Raw genomic sequence first — 17,605 nt, 5'->3', positions numbered from 1 at the left:
TGATCGCGTGATTCCACTCTGTCGGAGAAACGGTGACAGGGCGGGGCGGGAGGGGGTATCTTGCGGCCCGGCATATGCCGGTTGCCTACGCGGCGCGTTCGGGGGTGCTTGCGGCTGCAGGTGGTCCCGCCTTACGCGTGACCGTCCTCGCGGGCCAGGCCCCGGCCGAATTCGATCATCTTCCGCGCGTAGTCCTCGGTCCACCCCGCGCGTTCGGCAATGTCCCCGGGCGTCATCCGGTCGAACCGCCGGGGGTCCGCGAGCTGCGCGGCGGCCAGCGCCTGGTACTCCACCGCCCGGTCCGTCGCCGCGCGGAACGCCAGCGTCAGCTCGGTCGCCCGGGCGAGCAGGGCACGGGGGTCGTCCATCGCCTCCAGATCGAAGAAGTGCTCCGGATCGGCGACGGCCTCCACGGGTTCGAACAGCAGCGCGGCGGGGCGCGGCTTACGGTGTCCCTGGGGGGCCTCGGTCATGTCACGTCCTTCGGGCGGGGCGCGCGGGATGGGCGCGTCGGCACGGTCCAGCGTCCATTCTCCCTCCCTGCGCAAGGTCGCGTCTTCGCCTCCCGCGGGAGCGCCTCCCGCTGGGGTTCCTCGCCCCGGGGCCCCGGGGGCCCGTTTCCCGCGGGGTGCGGGCGCTCCTGATGCCCCGGGCCCCGGGGTGGGCGTTGCCCGCGGGGTGCGGGCGCTCCTGCGCCTCAAGCGCCGGCGGGGCTGAAAGCTGGGTGACCGTTGCTCCGTGGTGTAGGTCGCCGGTCCTGCCGGTGCGGGTGGGTCGGTGGCCTTCGGGCTCACCTCCTCGCGGCCTGCGATGCACTGCGCTCCGGCGAGCTGTGCTTGTCGCAGGCCACTGCGGGGGCGACCCTGCACCCCCCTCCCACGTGATCCCCGCATGATCAGACGCCCAAGGTCCCCGTGTTGTCGCGCGTCACCGGGGAGGGGAATATCTCCTGATCACCGCCCCCGGGAGATTTCCCCTTCTCGGGGCACAGGCACCCCCTGATCTGCGGGGACCACTTGGTGGGTGCCCGGGCGGACTCGTTCTCACCGGGGTCAAGTCGGGGTGATCTCCGGAGGGGGGTGCAGGGTCGCCCCCGCAGCAGGCTGCGACAAGAAGGGACGCGTTTCGGGGCGGTGCATCGCAGTCTGCGAGGAGGTGAGCCCGGAGGCCCACGACCCGGCCGCACCCGACAAGACCCCGCGCCTACCCCACGGAGTAACGCAACCCGACCACCGGAGGACCCGCACACCGCAGGGACGGGCAGCCCAAAAAGGGGCGCGAGGAACTGCGCGACCAGCCACACACGGCCCGCGGCCGGACACGCAACACAAGCCACCTACGGCGCGCGCCCCCCCCGGAAGCCTCAGGCGCCTGCGCCGGCCAGGTGCGCCGTGTCGTTCCACGTGTCCAGCGCCGGGTCGCCGTACGCCCAGCCCAGGACCGACAGCGACGTCGGGGCCAGCGCGATCCGGGCCGCGAACTCCGGCTCCAGGCCCAGCCACCTCGCGCACAGCACCCGCAGTATGTGCCCGTGGGCGAAGAGCAGGACGTCGCGGTCGGCCTCGCGGACCCGGGCGACGACCTCGTCGGCCCGGTGCGCCACGTCCGAGAGCTTCTCGCCGCCCTCGACGCCGTCGCGCCAGATGACCCACCCCGGGTTCCCGGCGGCGGCCCGGATCTCCGGAGTCGTACGGCCCTCGTAGTCGCCGTAGTCCCACTCCATGAGCGCGTCGAACGGCTCGGCGCGGTCGCCGAAGCCGGCGAGGTCGCAGGTCTGGGCGGCGCGGGCCAGCGGGCTGGTCCACACCTCGGTGTCGGGGAGCCCGTCGAAGGGGGCGTGCCGCAGCCGCTCGCCGATCAGGGCCGCGCCGCGCCGCCCCTCCGCAACGAGGGGGATGTCGGTGCGGCCGGTGTGCTTGCCGAGCAGTGACCATTCGGTCTGGCCGTGCCGGACGAGCAGAATGCGCGGTGCCATGGTGCGAAGCCCCCTGATGATCCAAAGAGTGGTCTTCCATCATGCATGGTCCGGCCACTGATCCGGGGAGCGCCGCCGGGCCGTCCGAGGCAACCTCGGAGGCGCTCGGAGCGTCCCTCCCTGAGCCGGTACCCGCCGATCCGCCACCGCGCCGTGAACCGTACGGTTGACCGGTGGCCGATCCGGCCGGCAGAGCACGCACAAGGGGGAACGAACGGATGACGCACACCACGGCCACCACGGCTCACCACCGGCCTCGCTGGTGGACCGAGCTGGCGCTGCTGGCGCTGGTGTACGTCGCGTATTCGGCGGGCCGGCTGCTGGCCCGCGGTGATGTGTCGACCGCTGTCGACAACGGCCTGGCGATACTCAGGGCGGAGCGTGCCGTCTCCCTGGACTTCGAGACGCCGCTGAACCGCCTCTTCACCGAGCACGCCGCGATCGGCGTCCCCGCGGACTTCGTCTATGCCTCGCTGCACTATCTGGTGACGCCGGTGGTGCTGGTCTGGCTGTTCCGCCGCAGGCCGCTGCAGTACCGCGCGGCCAGGACCTGGCTGATGGTGTCCACCCTCCTCGGTCTCGTCGGCTTCACGCTGATGCCGACCTGCCCGCCCCGGCTGCTGGAGGCGGGGCACGGCTTCGTCGACACCATGGCCCAGTACAGCTCGTACGGCTGGTGGGGTGCGGAGGCGAGCGCCCCGCGCGGTATGGGCGGCTTCACCAATCAGTACGCGGCGATGCCGAGCCTGCACGTCGGCTGGGCCCTGTGGTGCGGTGTGATGCTGTGGCGTTTCGGCCGTACGCCGCTGATGCGGACGCTCGGCGTCGCCTATCCGCTGGTCACCGTGATCGTGGTGATGGGGACGGCGAACCACTACTTCCTGGACGCGGTCGCCGGGGCGGCCGTGATGGGCGCGGGTCTGCTGCTGGCGAAGCCCGCGATGCGGCTCGCGGACCGGGTGCGGACCCGGTTCACGCGGGGCGGGTCGGCGGCCCTTCCGGCCGTTGGGTCCCCGGTTGTCGGTGGCGGATGCCACACTTCCACGGGTGAGCGCATCCCAGGGCAGCGGACCAACTCCGCGGCAGGCACCACAAGTACCGCAGGCACCACCGGCGGCCCCGCGGACTCCGCGGGACGCCCCTCCGGCGCCCCGCAGGACGCCGCCCCGGGAGCCGTCGCGGAGCACAGCCGCGCCGGAGGCGCCGACGACACCGCTCCGGCAGCGGCTCGCTGAGCTGAGGGGCGCCGGGGCCCGGCCGAAGCCGCTGGACGCCCGGGCGCTGGCCGCCCTGGCCGCCAATCCCGGCTGCGAGCGCCGCGCCCTGCTGGACGGCGCCGGGGTCGACAAGGGGGCGCTGGCCGCCGCGCTGGGCTCGTCCGCTGTCTTCGGCCAGTCGCAGTTCGCCTTCATGCGGGGGAACGCCTTCGAGGCCAGGGTCGTCTCGGACGGCGGCGCGGAGCTGATGAGGCTGCTGGGGGCCGAGGCGGAGGGCGGGTTCCGGCTGCCGGATCTGACCGCCGCGGGCCCCGAGGGCCGGGCCGCGCGTACGGCGCTGGCGCTGCGCGAGGCGACCGCCGCCGGGGCCTGGAGCCTGCTGCGGCATCCGCTGCTGGCGCTGGAGGTCGCGGGCTCCCCGGCCTATCTGGAGCCCGATGCGGTGGTGGTCCGCCCGGACGGGGAGTGGACGGTCGTCGAGATCAAGTCGTTCCCGATGATCGACGCCTCCGCGGACGCCGCGAAGGTGGGTGCCGCCGCCCGTCAGGCCGCGGTGTACGCGCTGGCGCTGGAACACACGGCCGGGCTGGTGCCGAGCGCCCGGGTCGCGGCCAGCGTGCTGCTGGTCTGCCCCAAGGACTTCTCCAATCTGCCGACCGGATCGGTGGTGGACATCCGCAAGCAGCTCTCGGTGACCCGCCGCCAGCTGGCCCGGCTCACCCGGGTCGAGGACCTCGCGGCGGCCCTCCCCGAGGGCACGACCTTCGCCCTCGACCGGCCGTCCGACGAGCTGTCCGCCGCGGTGGCCTGCGTGCCCGCGGCCTACGCGCCCGAGTGCCTGGCCGCCTGCGAGCTGGCCTTCCACTGCCGTGACCGGGCCCGGGAGGCCGGTGCGGTGGAGGCCCTCGGCCGCTCGGTCCGCGGTGAGCTGGGCGGGCTGACGACGGTCGCCGGTGTCCTCGCCGCGGCCCGGGGCACGGCGGGCGATCCGGCCGATCCGGCGGTCGCCGCCCTCCGCCGCGCCGCATCCCTGCGCGCCGAGGCCCTGGCGGCGGCGGGAGGTGCCCGATGAGCCTGATCGCCACCCTCGCCCGGCTGGAGGCGCTGGAAGCTGGCCGGGCCCGGCCGCTGGCGACCGTCCGGCACCGGTGGGTCTCCGACCGGCCGCTGGTGTTCGTGCCGCTGACCACCGCCGGTGAGGCGGGCGCACCGCTCGGCGCGCTCGTCGGCACCGACCGGGACGCGCCCCGGCTGCTGACCGTCGCCCAGCCCCGCGACCGCGAGCTGCGGTTCGCCTTCCTCGCCGAGCTCGCCGACGCCGTACTGCCCCATCTGGAGTCGTACGCCGACGACATCGAGCTCGTCGAACGCGCCGCCGCCGACCCGGAGACCGGCAAACGCACCAAGGTCGAGGCCGAACTCTGCGCCGACGCTCCCCAGATCGTGGTGCCCGGCCGGGGCGCGGTCGAGTTCGTCCGGCTCCTCGGCCGTTCGATGCGTTTCCGCCGTACCTCCGAACAGGATCCGGACGCGCCCTACCCCGCACCGCCGCGGGTCCCCCTCCTCGGCCGCTGGCTCACGCATTACGGGGAGCGGGCCAGGGTCCCCGGCTCGTCCCTGCTGCTCGCCACGACCGATCTGCTGAACCGGCACTGGGCCACCGGCCAGTCGTCGCTGGAGGACCAGCACCTCGGGGCGCTGCTGGCCTGGGTCGATCCGCCGGACGGCGTATCGGGCGCCGATGCGGCGCTCCGGGCCGAGCTGGGCCGGGACGACCGCGGCCAGCTGCTGTGCCCGCCCGCCGGGCCCGCCACCGACCCGGCGTTCGACAACCGTCTGCTGGCGCCCGCCGTCGAGAGCTACGACCGGCTGCGGCTGCGGCTGGCCGCCGCCGAGGACGGCGCCCACGCGGAGGGCTGGCTGGGTGAACTATCCGTAGCCGAGCGGGAGATCCGCAGACTGCTGCTGTCCCAGCTGGAACCCACCTGGCATGCGGTGTGGCGGGCCCTGGACCTGCTGCGGGAGCTGCCCGAGGGGGCCCGGGTGCCCGACCGCTGGACCCGGGACCGCTGGTCCTTCACGGCCCACCGGGACCGGGTGCGGGCCGGGGAGCCGCCCCAGCCGCGCCGGGACGACGCGGTGACGGCCGCCCGCAAGCTCGCCACCCGGGAGACCGCCCAGGCCGAACTGGACGCCCAGGAGGCGCTGGACGACCCGCTGGTGCTGGCGGGGCGGCGGCTCGCGGGGGAGGCGTTCACCGGCGAGGTCACCGAGACCGTCATGGCCTGGTCGGAGTCGAAGCGCCCGTCGCCCCGGCCGCTGATCACCTTCCGTACGGACGACCGCCCCCATCTCGGTGAGCGGGTCAAGGTCTACCGCTCTCTGGACGGCCGCCCCCAGTCCGCCGAGCTGGTGCAGCAGGAGGCCGACGGGACGCTGGTGCTGAGACTGCTGGACCGGATGGGCCGGTCCAGGGATCCGGCGGAGGGCTCCGTTCCGGCGAAGGGCGACCGGATCGCCTGGACCCTGTTCGAACACGACCAACGGGGCGGGCCGAAGCTGCCCGAGCCCGAGGAGACGCCGTGGACCCACGGCGGGCCGCCGTCCGCGTCCGCGGAGGACCCGGACCCCGTGACCCCGGAGGACCTGCTGTGACCACCGCCCCTGTGCGCGATCCCGGCGCCGATGCCGCCCGCGCCACCGACGCGATCCTCGCGGACACCCTGCACGGCACGGACCGGGGCGTCGTCGTGGACTCCCCGCCCGGCGCGGGCAAGTCCACGCTCGTGGTCCGCGCCGCCCGGGAACTGGCCGCCGCGGGCCGCCCCCTGATGGTCATCGCCCAGACCAACGCCCAGGTCGACGATCTGGTGCTGCGCATCGCGGAGAAGGACCCCGAGCTGCCGGTGGGCCGGCTCCACAGCAACGACCCCGACCCGTACGACAAGGCGCTCGACGAACTGCCGTCCGTCCGGAAGTCCGCGAAGGCGGCGGACCTCGCCGGTCTGGACGTGGTGATCTCCACGGCCGCGAAGTGGGGGCATGTACAGGGTGTCGACCCCTGGCCGCACGCGATCGTGGACGAGGCGTACCAGATGCGCTCCGACGCCCTGCTCGCCGTCGCCGGACTCTTCGAGCGGGCCCTGTTCGTGGGCGACCCGGGCCAGCTCGACCCGTTCTCCATCGTCGGCGCCGACCAGTGGGCCGGACTGTCGTACGACCCGTCGGCGAGCGCGGTCTCCACCCTGCTCTCGCACAATCCGGGGCTGCCTCAGCACCGGCTGCCGGTGTCGTGGCGGCTGCCCGCGTCGGCCGCGCCGCTGGTGTCCGCCGCGTTCTACCCGTACACACCGTTCCGCAGCGGTACGGGCCCCGGGGACCGGCGCCTGAGCTTCGGGGTGCCGTCGGACGGCTCGGCGTACGACCGGGTCGTCGACGAGGCCGCGGAGTCCGGCTGGGGGCTGCTGGAGCTGCCCGCGCGGCACACCCCGCGGACGGACCCGGAGGCGGTCCGGGCGGTGGCCTCGACCGTTCGCCGGGTGCTGGACCGCGGCGGGGCGGCGACGGCCACGGCGGGGGCGGAGCCGACTCCGGTCACCGCCGACCGGGTCGCCGTCGGCACGGCCCACCGCGACCAGGCGGCGGCGGTCCGCGCCGCGCTCGCTGAGCTGGGGGTCCATGACGTCACGGTGGACACGGCGAACCGCCTCCAGGGCCGTGAGTTCGATGTGACGGTCGTTCTGCATCCGCTGTCGGGCCGCCCGGACGCGACGGCGTTCCATCTGGAGACGGGCCGGCTGTGCGTGCTGGCCTCCCGCCACCGCCACGCCTGCATCGTGGTCTGCCGCGCGGGCGTCCCCGCCCTCCTGGACGCCCACCCCTCGACCGAACCGGTCCGCCTCGGAGTCACCGTCAAGTTCCCGGACGGGTGGGAGGCGAACCATGCGGTGTTGTCGCATCTTGCGGAGCATCGGGTGGTCTGGCGGCGGTGATGCGGGGGTTCGCCGGACGGAGTCCGGTATGCCGCCGGAGGCGGCCGATGGCTGCAGCTCCGGATGGTTGGGAGGCGAACCATGCGGTGTTGTCGCATCTTGCGGAGCATCGGGTGGTCTGGCGGCCGTGATGCGGGGGTTCGCCGGACGGAGTCGCACCGGGTGGTTCGGCCCCATGACGCGGCCCGGCGGCCGTAACGCGGGGGTTCGCCCGGCCGAGTACCGGGTGGTCCCGCGGCCGTGACGCCGCCCGGCGCCCCGGCTCTCAGACCCGTAGCGCCTGTTCATCCCGGTACGCGAGGAACGACGCCACTTCCTCCGCCGCCCGGTGCGGGGCCAGCAGTGCCGCCGTGGTGTTGAGCATGGCCTGGATACGGGAGGACTGGACGCCCTGCAGCAGGCTCAGCACCTCCCGGCCCGCCGCGGCCGCCTCCTCGTAGTGGCCGCCGCGGGCCAGCGAGGTGGCGAGTTCGGCCCGGTAGAGCGCCAGATTGCGGGTGAAGTGCTCGTCCTCGACGGACGCGGCCCGGCGGGCGTGGTGGACCGCGCGGGACCAGTCCCCGAGCCGGGCCCAGCACTGGGCCTGGAGGAATTCCAGCTCCGGCTCCCCGAAGAAGGACATCCACTCGGGGTCCGCGTCCGCCGCCCCCCGTTCGAAGTGGGTGTGCGCCCGCCCCAGGGCCGCCTCGCAGCCCGTCCGGTCGCCCAGCCCCGACCAGCCGCCCGCCTCGCGCAGCGCGAGGAGCGCGAGCAGCCGGGGGGAGCCCAGGTCCCGCGCGGCCCGGCCGCCCGCCTGGGCCGAGCGGACGGCCTCCCGGTGGCGACCGGCGTCCCGGGCGAGGAAGGAGGCGTTGGAGAAGGCATGCGCCTCCAGACCGTGGTCCCCGGACACCCGGGCCGTCGCCAGCGCCTCCGCGTAGTGGGAGCGGGCGTCCTCGACCCGGCCCGAGTCATGGGCCAGCCAGCCCACGGAGATCGCCAGCTCGCCCGCGCCCGCATGCAGCCGGTCGGAGGTCTCGCGGTGCGCGGTCACCCCGGAGTCCAGCAGGGCGTACGCCGCCCTCAGCGGCTGGGCCGCCCGCTGGTACAGACCGTCGGCGCCGTACCGGTCGTCCAGCAGCCGGATCCGCCGTACCGCGTCCTCGACGGCCCCGACCTCCGACTCCCCGATCCGCCGCCGTACCGGTACGGAGCCGGAGCCCTGTTCCGGCAGGGTGCCGAGTACGGCGCCGAGTACCGGGCCGAAGGACGCGGCCGCCACCGTGGCGGAACCGCCCGTCATGAATGCGCGACGCAACACGTCGCTCTCCTCGTCGTTCTTGCCGTCATCGTTCGTGGTGCCATCGGGCCCGGGTGCGTCGGGCGGCCGATCCCTGACCTCGGCCCGCGCGGCGCGCGGGGCCCGGCCGCCGCCCCTGACCTGCTCGCGGGCCGTGAACCCCAGGTCGGTGAGGCCGAGCCCGGGGAACATGTGCAGGAAGACCCGCTCGTAGGCGTAGTTGGGGCAGCGGATCTCGCCGGCCTCGACGCGCCCGATGTACCGGGCGTCGCACGAGACCTGCTCGCCGATCTCGCGGGCGGCCTTCCGTACGGCCGCCGCGAACTCACCGGGGGAGCGCCGGCCGCGCAGCCTCCGGAAGGCGGAATTGGGGACCGGTGATGCCTGCCGCGATGTCCGTGACGACGACGCCATGGCCGAGCCCTCTCTTGGTGCACCGTTGTTCCCGGCGAGGCCGAACGTACCGGCTGCGGAGGGTGGTTCACCGGGACTTTGGCTGCAAAAGGGATAACTCCCCCCGGATCTGCCATGAACTGCCATCCTTTGCGGCGGAGTGTTGCCGTAGCCCTTGACGCGTTGGGGCGTTGAACTTCTTGGAGGCGCAGTCCGTGCCTCGTGGTGTACGAGGAGGGGATCCTCTTGTTGGAGGCCGGCATGGAGACCAGCGTCGGCGGCGGTGCCCGCAGGGCCGTGAACGCCGAGGAGAACGGCGGCCGGGGTACGGCCCCGGGCGGCGGACCGGACGGGTCCGGCGGACCGGGACCCGAGCCGTGCGATCTGGTGACCGTCCCCACCCGGCAGGGTCTGGAGGCCGTGGACATCCTGCGGCGTACGGCGGCCCCCGCGGTCGGCCCGGTGCTGCACGACGGCACCTGCGACACCCTCGGTTTCCTGGTGCCGCCCGGCACGGCGGACGGCTGGGACGTACCCGGCAGTGCCTGTACGGAGACCCCGCGGCCGGACAGCGGCGGCTGGCTGCTGCCGCCCGAGGGCGCCGAGCGGGTCACCGATCCGGCGGTGCTGAGAGAGGCCCTCGGCGAGGCCGCCCGGCTGATCGAAGCCGTGGACCGCTGCTCCTGAGCCGCCCGGCGGAGCCCGTACCCCCCGAGCAGTTCCCCGGCCCGGCCCGATACCCCGGAGGAAACGCTTCTTCGCAGGCGGGGCCGGACGGGGGCCGATAATGAGCGGATGACGAAGAGCAGACGGCGGCGCGGCGGCGGTTCCGGGTCCCCGGAGGCCCTCACCGCCGTCGTCGCCGGTGGTACGGCCGAACTGGTGCCCGACCCGGAGCGGTCGCGCGCCTGGACGCTGCTGGTGGACGGGGCGCCCCAGTCCCATGTGGACCTGGACGACCCGGAACGGCTCTCCTTCGCCTACCAGCGGCGGCTCGGCCATATCGCGGATCTCGCCGCCCCTCCCGGCCGCCCGGTGCACGCCCTGCACCTGGGCGGCGGGGCCTTCACCCTCGCCCGCTACATCGCGGCCGGCCGGCCCCGCTCGACCCAGCAGATCGCGGAGGTCGACGGGGCGCTGGTGGACTTCGTCCGGGCGCACCTGCCGCTGGACCCCCGGGACCGGATCCGGGTCAGGGCCGTGGACGCCAGGGCCGCCCTGGGCCGGATCCCGGACGGCTGGGCGGATCTGGTGATCGCGGACGTCTTCGACGGGGCGCGCACTCCGGCCCATCTGACGAGTACGGAGTTCCTCACCGAGGTCCGCCGGGTGCTCCGGCCCGCCGGCTGGTACGCGGCGAACATCACCGACGGCGGTCCGCTGGTCCATCTGCGGGGCCAGGTCGCCACCGCGGCCGAGGTCTTCCCCGAACTGGCCCTCGCCGCCGATCCGGCCCTCCTGCGCGGCCGCCGCTTCGGCAATGCGGTCCTGCTGGGTGCCGCGGGGGAGCTGCCGATCGCGGAACTGACCCGCCTGATCGCGAGCGACCCCCATCCGGGCCGGGTCGAGCACGGCCGTACCCTCGCCGCTTTCACCGGCGGCGCGCCCGCCGTCACCGACGCGACGGCCCGCCCCTCCCCGTCCCCGCCGCCGGGCGCCTTCGACTGAACGCCCCGGTCACCGGGAGAGACGACCTACGGTGCCTCGCGCTCGTCGAAGTCGAAGCGCGGCGGGTGGCCGTTCCAGATGCAGAAGACCGACATCTCGCGGGTATCGCTGGTGAAGGTCACCCGGATATAGGTCGACTCCTCCAGCACGTCCATCCGCCAGCCCTCGTTGGGGGTCGCCGACAGCAGCTCCGCCGACGCCGGGCCCACATCGAACAGCACCTGCCCGCCGTCGACGGTCTGCCCCTTGACCGTGCCCTTCGGTTTGCTGTTCACGGGGGTGCCCGAGGCGCTGGAGGGGCGCGGGCCCTCGCTGCGGCTGCTCGTGGGCGGCTCGGGTGAGGTGCCGCCGCCGTTGCCGCCGGGTGTTTCCGGGGTGCCCTCGGTGATCCGCGACCCGGGGGTCCCGGAGGTCTTCGAGGGGCGAGCCTCCGGCGGCGACTGCGACCGGTGGGTCGCGGAGACCTGAGGCTTCGCCTGCGTGGTGGGGTCTTCCCCGGCGTTGATCGGCACGGCGCGCGGCCGGTCGTACGCGGTTCCCGACATCACCGTGTGAACGCCCCACCACGACAGCGTCACCGCTGCCCCGGTGGACAGCGTCCACGCCATGGCATGTACAAGTCCTCTACGCATCGGGGCCATACTGCACCACACAACCCGCCCCTGTCCCCAAGAGGACCGCGCTGCTCCGGATCACCGTCCCGGTCGTCAACTCCCGGGCGCCGTCCCGTCCGAGGTGTGAACGGAGGCGTACGGAGGGGGACCGGGGTCCCCCGAATGGCGTACGGTGCCGGTCATGGCACGTGTGCTCGTGGTGGAGGACGACCAGTTCGTACGCTCCGCCCTCATCCGGCATCTGACCGAGGCGTCCCATATCGTCCGGAGTGTCGGTACAGCCCTGGAGGCGCTGCGCGAGGTTGCCCACTTCCGGTTCGACGTGGTCATCCTCGACCTCGGTCTGCCCGATCTCGACGGGTCCGAGGCGCTGAAGATGCTGCGCGGTATCACCGACGTGCCGGTGATCATCGCGACCGCGCGGGACGACGAGAGCGAGATCGTACGGCTCCTCAACGACGGCGCCGACGACTACCTCACGAAGCCCTTCTCCGTCGAGCATCTCTCCGCCAGGATGGCGGCGGTGCTGCGGAGATCCCGCGCCACCGCGGGCGAGGCGCCGCCGTCCCGGGTGATCCAGGTCGGCGGACTCTCCATCGACCCCCTGCGCCGCCAGGCCGAACTCGACGGCTCCCCCCTCGACTTGACCCGTCGCGAGTTCGACCTGCTGACCTTTCTCGCCGGCCGTCCCGGTGTCGTGGTCCCGCGCAAGGAACTGCTCGCCGAGGTCTGGCAGCAGAGCTACGGCGACGACCAGACCATCGACGTCCATCTGAGCTGGCTGCGGCGGAAACTCGGTGAGACCGCAGCCCGGCCGCGCTATCTGCACACCCTCCGCGGAGTCGGAGTCAAGCTCGAACCCCCCACTGGACACCCGGAACCCCAACGAGGTCATCAGAGATGAGATGGGCGCTGGTCAAGGTCGCACTGGCCGTCACCGTGATGGTCGTAGTCGCCTTCGCCGTACCACTGGGGCTCGTGATCAAGGAGATGGCGCGGGATCGGGCGGTCACCAACGCCGAGCGCCAGGCCGCCACCATCGCACCGACCCTGACCATCACCCCCGAGCAGCATGCGCTGGAGGTCGCCGTCCAGACCACCCATGCGGGGACCGCGGGCCGGATGTTCGTCCATGTCCCGGCCGACCCCGACGCCGGGGTGCCGAAGGCCGTGGACATCGGCACCCCCCGCGCCGGACGCGCCGACCACGCCCTGGTGCAGCGGCTGTTCCGGACCTCCACCACCAAGGTGACGGGCGGTACCGCCCTGCTCCAGCCCACCCTGCTGCGGAACGACAAGGTCGCCGTGGTCGAGGTCTATGTCCCCAACGCCGAGATGAGCCGCGGGGTGACCACCGCCTGGCTGATGCTCGCCGGGGTCGGCATCGCCCTGATCCTGGGCTCGGTCGCGGTGGCCGACCGGCTCGGCGTACGGATGGTCCGCTCCGCCCGGCGGCTCTCCGGTGCCGCCGAGGAACTGGGCGAGGGCCGGCTCGGTGTCCGCGTCCCCGAGGAGGGGCCGAAGGAGCTGCGGTCCGCCGCCGTCGCCTTCAACGCGATGGCCGACCAGGTCGTCCAGCTGCTGGCCAACGAGCGGGAACTCGCCGCCGACCTCTCCCACCGGCTCCGCACCCCCCTGACCGTGCTCCGGCTGAACGCCGCCTCCCTCGGTGACGGGCCCGCGGCCGAGCAGACCCGGGCCGCCGTGGAACAGCTGGAGCGGGAGGTCGACATCATCATCCGCACCGCGCGCGAGGCCAAACCGCAGACCACCCCTGTCGGGCCCGGCGCGGGCTGCGACGCCTCCGAAGTGGTCCGGGAGCGGATGGACTTCTGGTCGGCGCTGGCGGAGGACGAGGGCCGCAAGGTACGGGTCGCGGGCGTCGACCGGCCGGTCCGTATCCCGGTCGGCCGCCCCGAACTGGCCGCCGCGCTCGACGCCCTGCTCGGCAACGTCTTCCGTCACACCCCCGAAGGCACCGCCTTCTCCGTCGACCTCCACAACGGCGAGGACGCGGTCATCGTGCTGGTCTCCGACGCGGGACCGGGAATCGCGGATCCGGCCGCCGCGCTGGCCCGGGGCAACAGCGGCAGCCGCGACGGCTCCACCGGACTCGGCCTCGACATCGTCCGCAGGGTCGCGGAGTCGACCGGCGGGGACGTCCGGATCGGCAGCTCGGTGCTCGGTGGCACCGAGGTACGGATCTGGATAGGTCTGGACACCCGCGCGGCCGATCCCGAGGAGCGCCGCAGGGGTGGTCACCGGGTGCCCGACCGACGCCGTACCCTGATCTCGGCGGGACGCCGCGGGCGCGGCGACATCTGAGCCTCCGGTTCCGGTCCTGGACCGCACCGCCCTGCGGTCCGCCCGGTATCCCTCCCGTCCGCGGGGCCGCGGCGCCGCCGGGCCGGCACCCCCGTCACGGGCCCCGGCCGGACCGCTTCCGGAGCCGTTTCCACCCGTCCGGAACCCCCCTGGGTTAACAGGTTCCGATGAGGCCCTTAACGGCGCCCTAAGAACTCCGGCCTCCGCCCGGAATGCCCGCTCCGTTTCTTCACGGCCCGGTAACGTGCTGTGCACCCCCCTCGGGGGTACTCGACGAACCATCCGCACCACACCCCCCACCGCGCGTCCCGGTCGGTTCCCCATCCCCCCACACTCCGACCGGGACGCGCGCCTCCGTTTCCGGCTGCGGGGGCGCCGGAACGGCCCGCGCGGCCTCCGCCCCGCCCGCCCACCACACCCGGTGGGGCGGGGGCTGCGCCTCAGGCCCCGTCGCAGCCCGCACCGGCCCCAGGGGAAGCGCCACCCCGGCCGCGAGCGCCAGTAACGCCGTCGTCGCCACCGAGCGGCAGACCGGACCCGGGCCGTCCCCGAAGGCAGCCATCTCCCGTACCTCCGTATGTTCCCGACCCCGGCCCCGTGCGGCAGCGGTCCCGCTCCCATGCTCCGGCTCCGGGCCCGGCGGCGACATCCCGCCCGCCGCAGCCTCGGTACGGGGGCCAGCCCCCGTAGCGGCCCCACGCAGGGCCGCGGAGCAGCCCCGCGGCCGGACGGACGGAGGAAGGGGAAGAAGGGGGGACCCGGGATCAGTGAAGGGCCCCGGGAAACGGCAAGGGCCCCGGTCCGAAGACCGGGGCCCTTGCACCCTGCAGGGTGAGTGACGGGACTTGAACCCGCGACATCCTGGACCACAACCAGGTGCTCTGCCAGCTGAGCTACACCCACCATGACCGGTCGTTTTTCCGACCGGCCGAGAAAAAGTGTACAGGGTTCCGGAGGGTGCTCGTACCAGGGTTTTCCCGCCCCCGATCCGACTCCGGACGAACCCGTCCGAACAGGTGCTTCCCGGGCCGGTCAGCCCGAGGACACCACATGCTTCGCCGCGATCGCCTTCGCGGTGTCGGAGTCCGGGCCGGGCTGCGGTACGAAGACCGCCTCGCGGTAGTACCGCAGCTCGGCGATGGACTCGCGGATATCCGCCAGCGCCCGGTGGTTGCCGTTCTTCTCGGGACTGTTGAAGTACGCCCTCGGATACCAGCGCCGGGCCAGCTCCTTCACCGAGGAGACGTCCACGATCCGGTAGTGGAGGTACTGCTCCAGCGCGGACATGTCCCGGGCCAGGAAGCCGCGGTCCGTGCCCACCGAGTTCCCGCAGAGCGGTGCCTTGCGGGGCTCCTTCACATGCTCGCGGATGTACGCCAGGACCTGGGCCTCGGCATCGGCCAGGGTCGTACCCCCGGCCAGCTCTCCGAGGAGACCCGAGGCGGTGTGCATCTGGCGCACCACCTCGGGCATCGTCTCCAGCGCCGCATCCGGCGGGCGGATCACAATGTCCACCCCTTCACCGAGCACGTTCAGTTCCGAGTCGGTGACCAGTGCGGCCACCTCAATGAGTGCGTCGTCGGCCAGCGAGAGCCCGGTCATCTCGCAGTCGATCCACACCATGCGATCGTTCATGCGTCCACTTTATGGCGCACTCCGCTGACCGGGCAGACTCGGGCGCCCCGGTCCTGCCGCATAAGCGCCGTGCGGTGGCTTCCCCAGCTCAGGCGGCAGCCCCGGCGGACCGCCCGGGGCCCGTCTGGCCTGCGGCGGAACCACGGACTCGACCATCGACGGCGGAGCCGGATCGCCCTGCGGACGCCGGACCCGGTACGCCGCCCGGTACGCGGCCGGGGACGAGCCCAGCTGGCGCCGGAAATGGCCCCGGAGCGCCACCGGCGACCGGAAGCCGCAGCGGCCCGCGACCTCGTCCACCGAATAGTCCGAGGTCTCCAGCAGCCGCTGGGCCTGGAGCACCCGCTGGGTGATCAGCCACTGGAGCGGCGCGCTGCCGGTCAGGGAACGGAATCGCCGGTCGAACGTACGGCGGCTCATGTACGCCCGCGCCGCCAGAGTCTCCACGTCGAACTGTTCGTGAAGGTGCTCCAGCGCCCACGAGACGACCTCGGCCAGCGGGTCCGACCCGATTTCCTCTGGTAAAGACCTGTCCAGATAGCGCTCCTGCCCACCGCTGCGCCGCGGCGGGACGACCAGCCTGCGGGCGAGCGCCCCGGCGGCCTCCGTACCGTGATCAGTACGCACGATGTGCAAACAGAGGTCGATTCCGGCGGCCGTTCCGGCCGAAGTGAGCACATCGCCGTCGTCGACGAACAGCTCCCGCGGATCGACATGGACGGACGGGTACCGCTTGGCCAGCGTCGGCGCGTACATCCAGTGCGTCGTGGCGGGCCGGCCGTCGAGCAGACCGGCTGCGGCGAGCACGAAGGCCCCCGTGCACAGTCCGACGATCCGGGCGCCCTCCTCATGGGCCCGGCGCAGTGCGTCGAGCGCCTCGGGCGGCGGCGGCGAGGTGATGGAACGCCACGCAGGGACGACGACGGTCCCGGCCCGGCTGATCGCTTCCAGACCGTACGGCGCGGTGAGTTCGAGGCCGCCGGTGGTCCGCAGCGGTCCCTCCTCGCCTGCGCAGACGAGCAGTCGGTAGCGTGGTACTCCGGCGTCCTGGCGGTCGATACCGAACACCGAGAGCGGTATGGAACTCTCGAAGATGGGGCCGCCGCTGAACAGCAGTACCGCGACGACTTCCCGGCGCCGGCGCCCGGAGAGCTTTCGTGCTGCCTCCGGTGCGGCGGAGTCCTGACTCATGACGCTAAGCCCCCCTCGGTTTTCGCGTCTCCCCGTTCTTTTCGGGCCGTTCGCTCCTGCACTTTTCCCCTTGGTTGTGCGCGAGTACCGGAGCCTTCGATACTCATGATCGAATCTACTGCGTCCCGTGGTGCCGACGAGACAAGTTCGGCATGCCCCGCTATGTCGGTCCGGCAAGTTGGCGCGAAGCATTCGATCACGAAGCGTTCCATCTGCAAGCCCGCGAGGGAAGTGCGCCTCTCGTGCATGGCCCGTCCCCATAGGGTGCCACCGTCGGCGAAGACCCTTTCCGGCCTGCTGACAAGGGGGTTGGCAGGCCATTTCGCCAAGGGATGCGCCATGGCGTGAACTTGGCTGAAACTATACGGGTCCAGGTGTGCGAACGGGCCGGATCCCGCTCACTCGCCGGGGGTACTTCCGGCACCGTGACGGCCGCCGGACCGGACCCCCCGGCCGGGCCGCTCGGGCGTCCGGGGCCCCTGTGCCGCGGCGGCCCGGGCGGCGTTGCGTTCGGAATGGCGCAGCAGCACCCGGCAGGCCGCGGTCACCGCGGCCAGGCCGAGGGCGGCCGCCGTGGCGCCGCCGACGGACGCCCCGTAGACGATGAGGACGACCGGCACGAGCAGGCAGCTGAAGGCGGCCCAGCGGACGACGTCCCCGGCCGGGTCGCCGGCCGGGTCGGCTGTGCCGCCGGAGGGGGCGGGGGCGGCGTCCCCGGCCGCCGGGGGCGCGGGGCGCGCGGAAGGGCCGGCCGTGGCGGCGGAGTACGGGCTGGTGTGCTCGGACGAAGCGGTCGGCGGGGCGGCGGACGGATGCGTCGGCACGGAAGGCCTCCTCCGGGCTGCGGTCACGGCTGCGGGTGTCCGAGGAGCCAACGAGGACCGCTGCCTTCCGGTCACTGCGGCAGACACTGTCTCGACCGCATGGACCGCACCCGAACGGAACACGGCCGCCCGCCCGGCCGCTCCGCCGTGACCTGCTGTACGGCGGTTGCCGGGGCCGTCCGGGCCCCTCGAACACCTCCGCCCGGCCCCGAGCGGGGCGCACCCCCCTCGGCGGTCCCGCCGACCGGCCGGGGCGGCCGGGCCGTCCACCGGCCGCCGGTGGCTTCCGGTCCGCTGTAGGCACCACACGGCATTGCCAACGAGGACGCCCTCGGGCATGCTCCGTGGAACGCCCGGTGGGGACAGCCCTTGGGCAGGAGAGGAGTGTCGCCGTACCCTTGCGGGTATGGGCCAGGGAAGATGATTCCCGGACACAGCACCGCTCAGCCTGCTCTGTTGTTCCCCCCTTCCGCTGATTCCACAGAGGACTTT

General features: G+C 73.4%; 14 protein-coding genes, 1 tRNA gene and 1 pseudogene. 8 read left to right on the top strand and 8 right to left on the bottom strand.

Translation table 11 applies throughout. From position 1 onward, the window contains the following. Nucleotides 1-131: 131 nt before the first annotated feature. Both B7R87_RS10025 and B7R87_RS10020 read right to left on the bottom strand, forming a co-directional pair. The gene (locus tag B7R87_RS10025; RefSeq protein WP_006349157.1) at nt 132-473 is read right to left on the bottom strand and encodes a hypothetical protein; all 342 of its coding nucleotides are present in this window, start codon (nt 471-473) and stop codon (nt 132-134) included. 890 nt (nt 474-1,363) lie between these two features. After that, a complete protein-coding gene (locus B7R87_RS10020; protein ID WP_006349158.1) occupies nt 1,364-1,975 on the bottom strand; it encodes a histidine phosphatase family protein in 612 nt (203 codons plus the stop codon). Nucleotides 1,976-2,193: 218 nt separating this feature from the next. Between B7R87_RS10020 and B7R87_RS10015 the strand changes: the two are divergent. The 4 genes and pseudogenes from B7R87_RS10015 to B7R87_RS10000 all read left to right on the top strand — a co-directional run. Further along, nucleotides 2,194-2,841: pseudogene (locus B7R87_RS10015) on the top strand (phosphatase PAP2 family protein); the annotation flags it as partial. Between the two features lie 181 nt (nt 2,842-3,022). Continuing rightward, a complete protein-coding gene (locus B7R87_RS10010; RefSeq protein WP_233168802.1) occupies nt 3,023-4,264 on the top strand; it encodes a hypothetical protein in 1,242 nt (413 codons plus the stop codon). Beyond that, nucleotides 4,261-5,847: a hypothetical protein gene (locus B7R87_RS10005; RefSeq protein WP_130584625.1), complete on the top strand. Its 1,587-nt coding sequence runs from the start codon at nt 4,261-4,263 to the stop codon at nt 5,845-5,847. Before B7R87_RS10010 ends, B7R87_RS10005 begins: the two co-directional genes overlap by 4 nt. Continuing rightward, nucleotides 5,844-7,184 (top strand): AAA family ATPase, encoded by a 1,341-nt coding sequence (locus B7R87_RS10000; protein WP_130584624.1) that lies wholly within the window; start codon nt 5,844-5,846, stop codon nt 7,182-7,184. Before B7R87_RS10005 ends, B7R87_RS10000 begins: the two co-directional genes overlap by 4 nt. A 265-nt stretch (nt 7,185-7,449) precedes the next feature. On the opposite strand, the gene B7R87_RS09995 is transcribed toward B7R87_RS10000, so the two are convergent. Next, a complete protein-coding gene (locus B7R87_RS09995; protein ID WP_130584623.1) occupies nt 7,450-8,877 on the bottom strand; it encodes a tetratricopeptide repeat protein in 1,428 nt (475 codons plus the stop codon). A 240-nt stretch (nt 8,878-9,117) separates the two neighbouring features. On the opposite strand from B7R87_RS09995, the gene B7R87_RS09990 reads away from it, so the two are divergent. Further along, nucleotides 9,118-9,543 carry a hypothetical protein gene (locus tag B7R87_RS09990; RefSeq protein ID WP_187144565.1) on the top strand — a complete coding sequence of 142 codons (426 nt, stop codon included), beginning with the start codon at nt 9,118-9,120 and terminating at the stop codon, nt 9,541-9,543. 108 nt (nt 9,544-9,651) lie between these two features. Continuing rightward, entirely contained in the window at nt 9,652-10,524 is an 873-nt protein-coding gene (locus B7R87_RS09985; protein ID WP_006349164.1) for a spermidine synthase, read from the top strand. Between the two features lie 26 nt (nt 10,525-10,550). Here the strand turns inward: B7R87_RS09985 and B7R87_RS09980 are convergent, their stop codons facing one another. Beyond that, a complete protein-coding gene (locus tag B7R87_RS09980; RefSeq protein WP_006349165.1) occupies nt 10,551-11,132 on the bottom strand; it encodes a hypothetical protein in 582 nt (193 codons plus the stop codon). Between the two features lie 187 nt (nt 11,133-11,319). On the opposite strand from B7R87_RS09980, the gene B7R87_RS09975 reads away from it, so the two are divergent. Together B7R87_RS09975 and B7R87_RS09970 are read left to right on the top strand one after the other, a co-directional pair. After that, entirely contained in the window at nt 11,320-12,042 is a 723-nt protein-coding gene (locus B7R87_RS09975) for a response regulator transcription factor (RefSeq protein WP_006349166.1), read from the top strand. Further along, entirely contained in the window at nt 12,039-13,463 is a 1,425-nt protein-coding gene (locus tag B7R87_RS09970) for a sensor histidine kinase (RefSeq protein ID WP_006349167.1), read from the top strand. The genes B7R87_RS09975 and B7R87_RS09970 overlap by 4 nt, the downstream gene beginning before the upstream one ends. Nucleotides 13,464-14,293: 830 nt before the next feature. Here B7R87_RS09970 and B7R87_RS09965 read toward each other — a convergent pair. The 4 genes from B7R87_RS09965 to B7R87_RS33460 all read right to left on the bottom strand — a co-directional run bounded on the left by B7R87_RS09965 (nt 14,294) and on the right by B7R87_RS33460 (nt 17,113). After that, nucleotides 14,294-14,366, bottom strand: a tRNA-His gene (locus B7R87_RS09965). A 129-nt stretch (nt 14,367-14,495) separates the two neighbouring features. Then, the gene (gene orn / locus B7R87_RS09960; protein ID WP_040916240.1) at nt 14,496-15,098 is read right to left on the bottom strand and encodes an oligoribonuclease; all 603 of its coding nucleotides are present in this window, start codon (nt 15,096-15,098) and stop codon (nt 14,496-14,498) included. A 9-nt stretch (nt 15,099-15,107) separates the two neighbouring features. Then, complete coding sequence (locus B7R87_RS09955; protein WP_006349169.1) at nt 15,108-16,289, bottom strand: helix-turn-helix domain-containing protein; 1,182 nt, start codon at nt 16,287-16,289, stop codon at nt 15,108-15,110. Between the two features lie 398 nt (nt 16,290-16,687). Next, nucleotides 16,688-17,113, bottom strand: coding sequence for a hypothetical protein (locus B7R87_RS33460; protein WP_233168800.1), 426 nt, complete (start codon nt 17,111-17,113; stop codon nt 16,688-16,690). Between the last annotated feature and the right edge of the window lie 492 nt (nt 17,114-17,605).

The sequence above is a fragment of the Streptomyces tsukubensis genome (genome assembly GCF_003932715.1).
Classification (GTDB): Bacteria; Actinomycetota; Actinomycetes; order Streptomycetales; family Streptomycetaceae; genus Streptomyces; species Streptomyces tsukubensis.
The sequence above is the reverse complement of the archived record's forward strand: the minus strand, read 5'-3'. Positions and strand labels throughout refer to the sequence as shown.

Coding starts and splice junctions, on each gene's coding strand:
- B7R87_RS09985 (WP_006349164.1), top strand. CDS start 9,652: ATGACGAAGAGCAGACGGCGGCGCGGCGGCGGTTCCGGGTCCCCGGAG.
- orn (WP_040916240.1), bottom strand. CDS start 15,098: ATGAACGATCGCATGGTGTGGATCGACTGCGAGATGACCGGGCTCTCG.
- B7R87_RS09980 (WP_006349165.1), bottom strand. CDS start 11,132: ATGGCGTGGACGCTGTCCACCGGGGCAGCGGTGACGCTGTCGTGGTGG.
- B7R87_RS09990 (WP_187144565.1), top strand. CDS start 9,118: ATGGAGACCAGCGTCGGCGGCGGTGCCCGCAGGGCCGTGAACGCCGAG.
- B7R87_RS09975 (WP_006349166.1), top strand. CDS start 11,320: ATGGCACGTGTGCTCGTGGTGGAGGACGACCAGTTCGTACGCTCCGCC.
- B7R87_RS10020 (WP_006349158.1), bottom strand. CDS start 1,975: ATGGCACCGCGCATTCTGCTCGTCCGGCACGGCCAGACCGAATGGTCA.
- B7R87_RS09995 (WP_130584623.1), bottom strand. CDS start 8,877: ATGGCGTCGTCGTCACGGACATCGCGGCAGGCATCACCGGTCCCCAAT.
- B7R87_RS10005 (WP_130584625.1), top strand. CDS start 4,261: ATGAGCCTGATCGCCACCCTCGCCCGGCTGGAGGCGCTGGAAGCTGGC.
- B7R87_RS09970 (WP_006349167.1), top strand. CDS start 12,039: ATGAGATGGGCGCTGGTCAAGGTCGCACTGGCCGTCACCGTGATGGTC.
- B7R87_RS09955 (WP_006349169.1), bottom strand. CDS start 16,289: ATGAGTCAGGACTCCGCCGCACCGGAGGCAGCACGAAAGCTCTCCGGG.
- B7R87_RS10025 (WP_006349157.1), bottom strand. CDS start 473: ATGACCGAGGCCCCCCAGGGACACCGTAAGCCGCGCCCCGCCGCGCTG.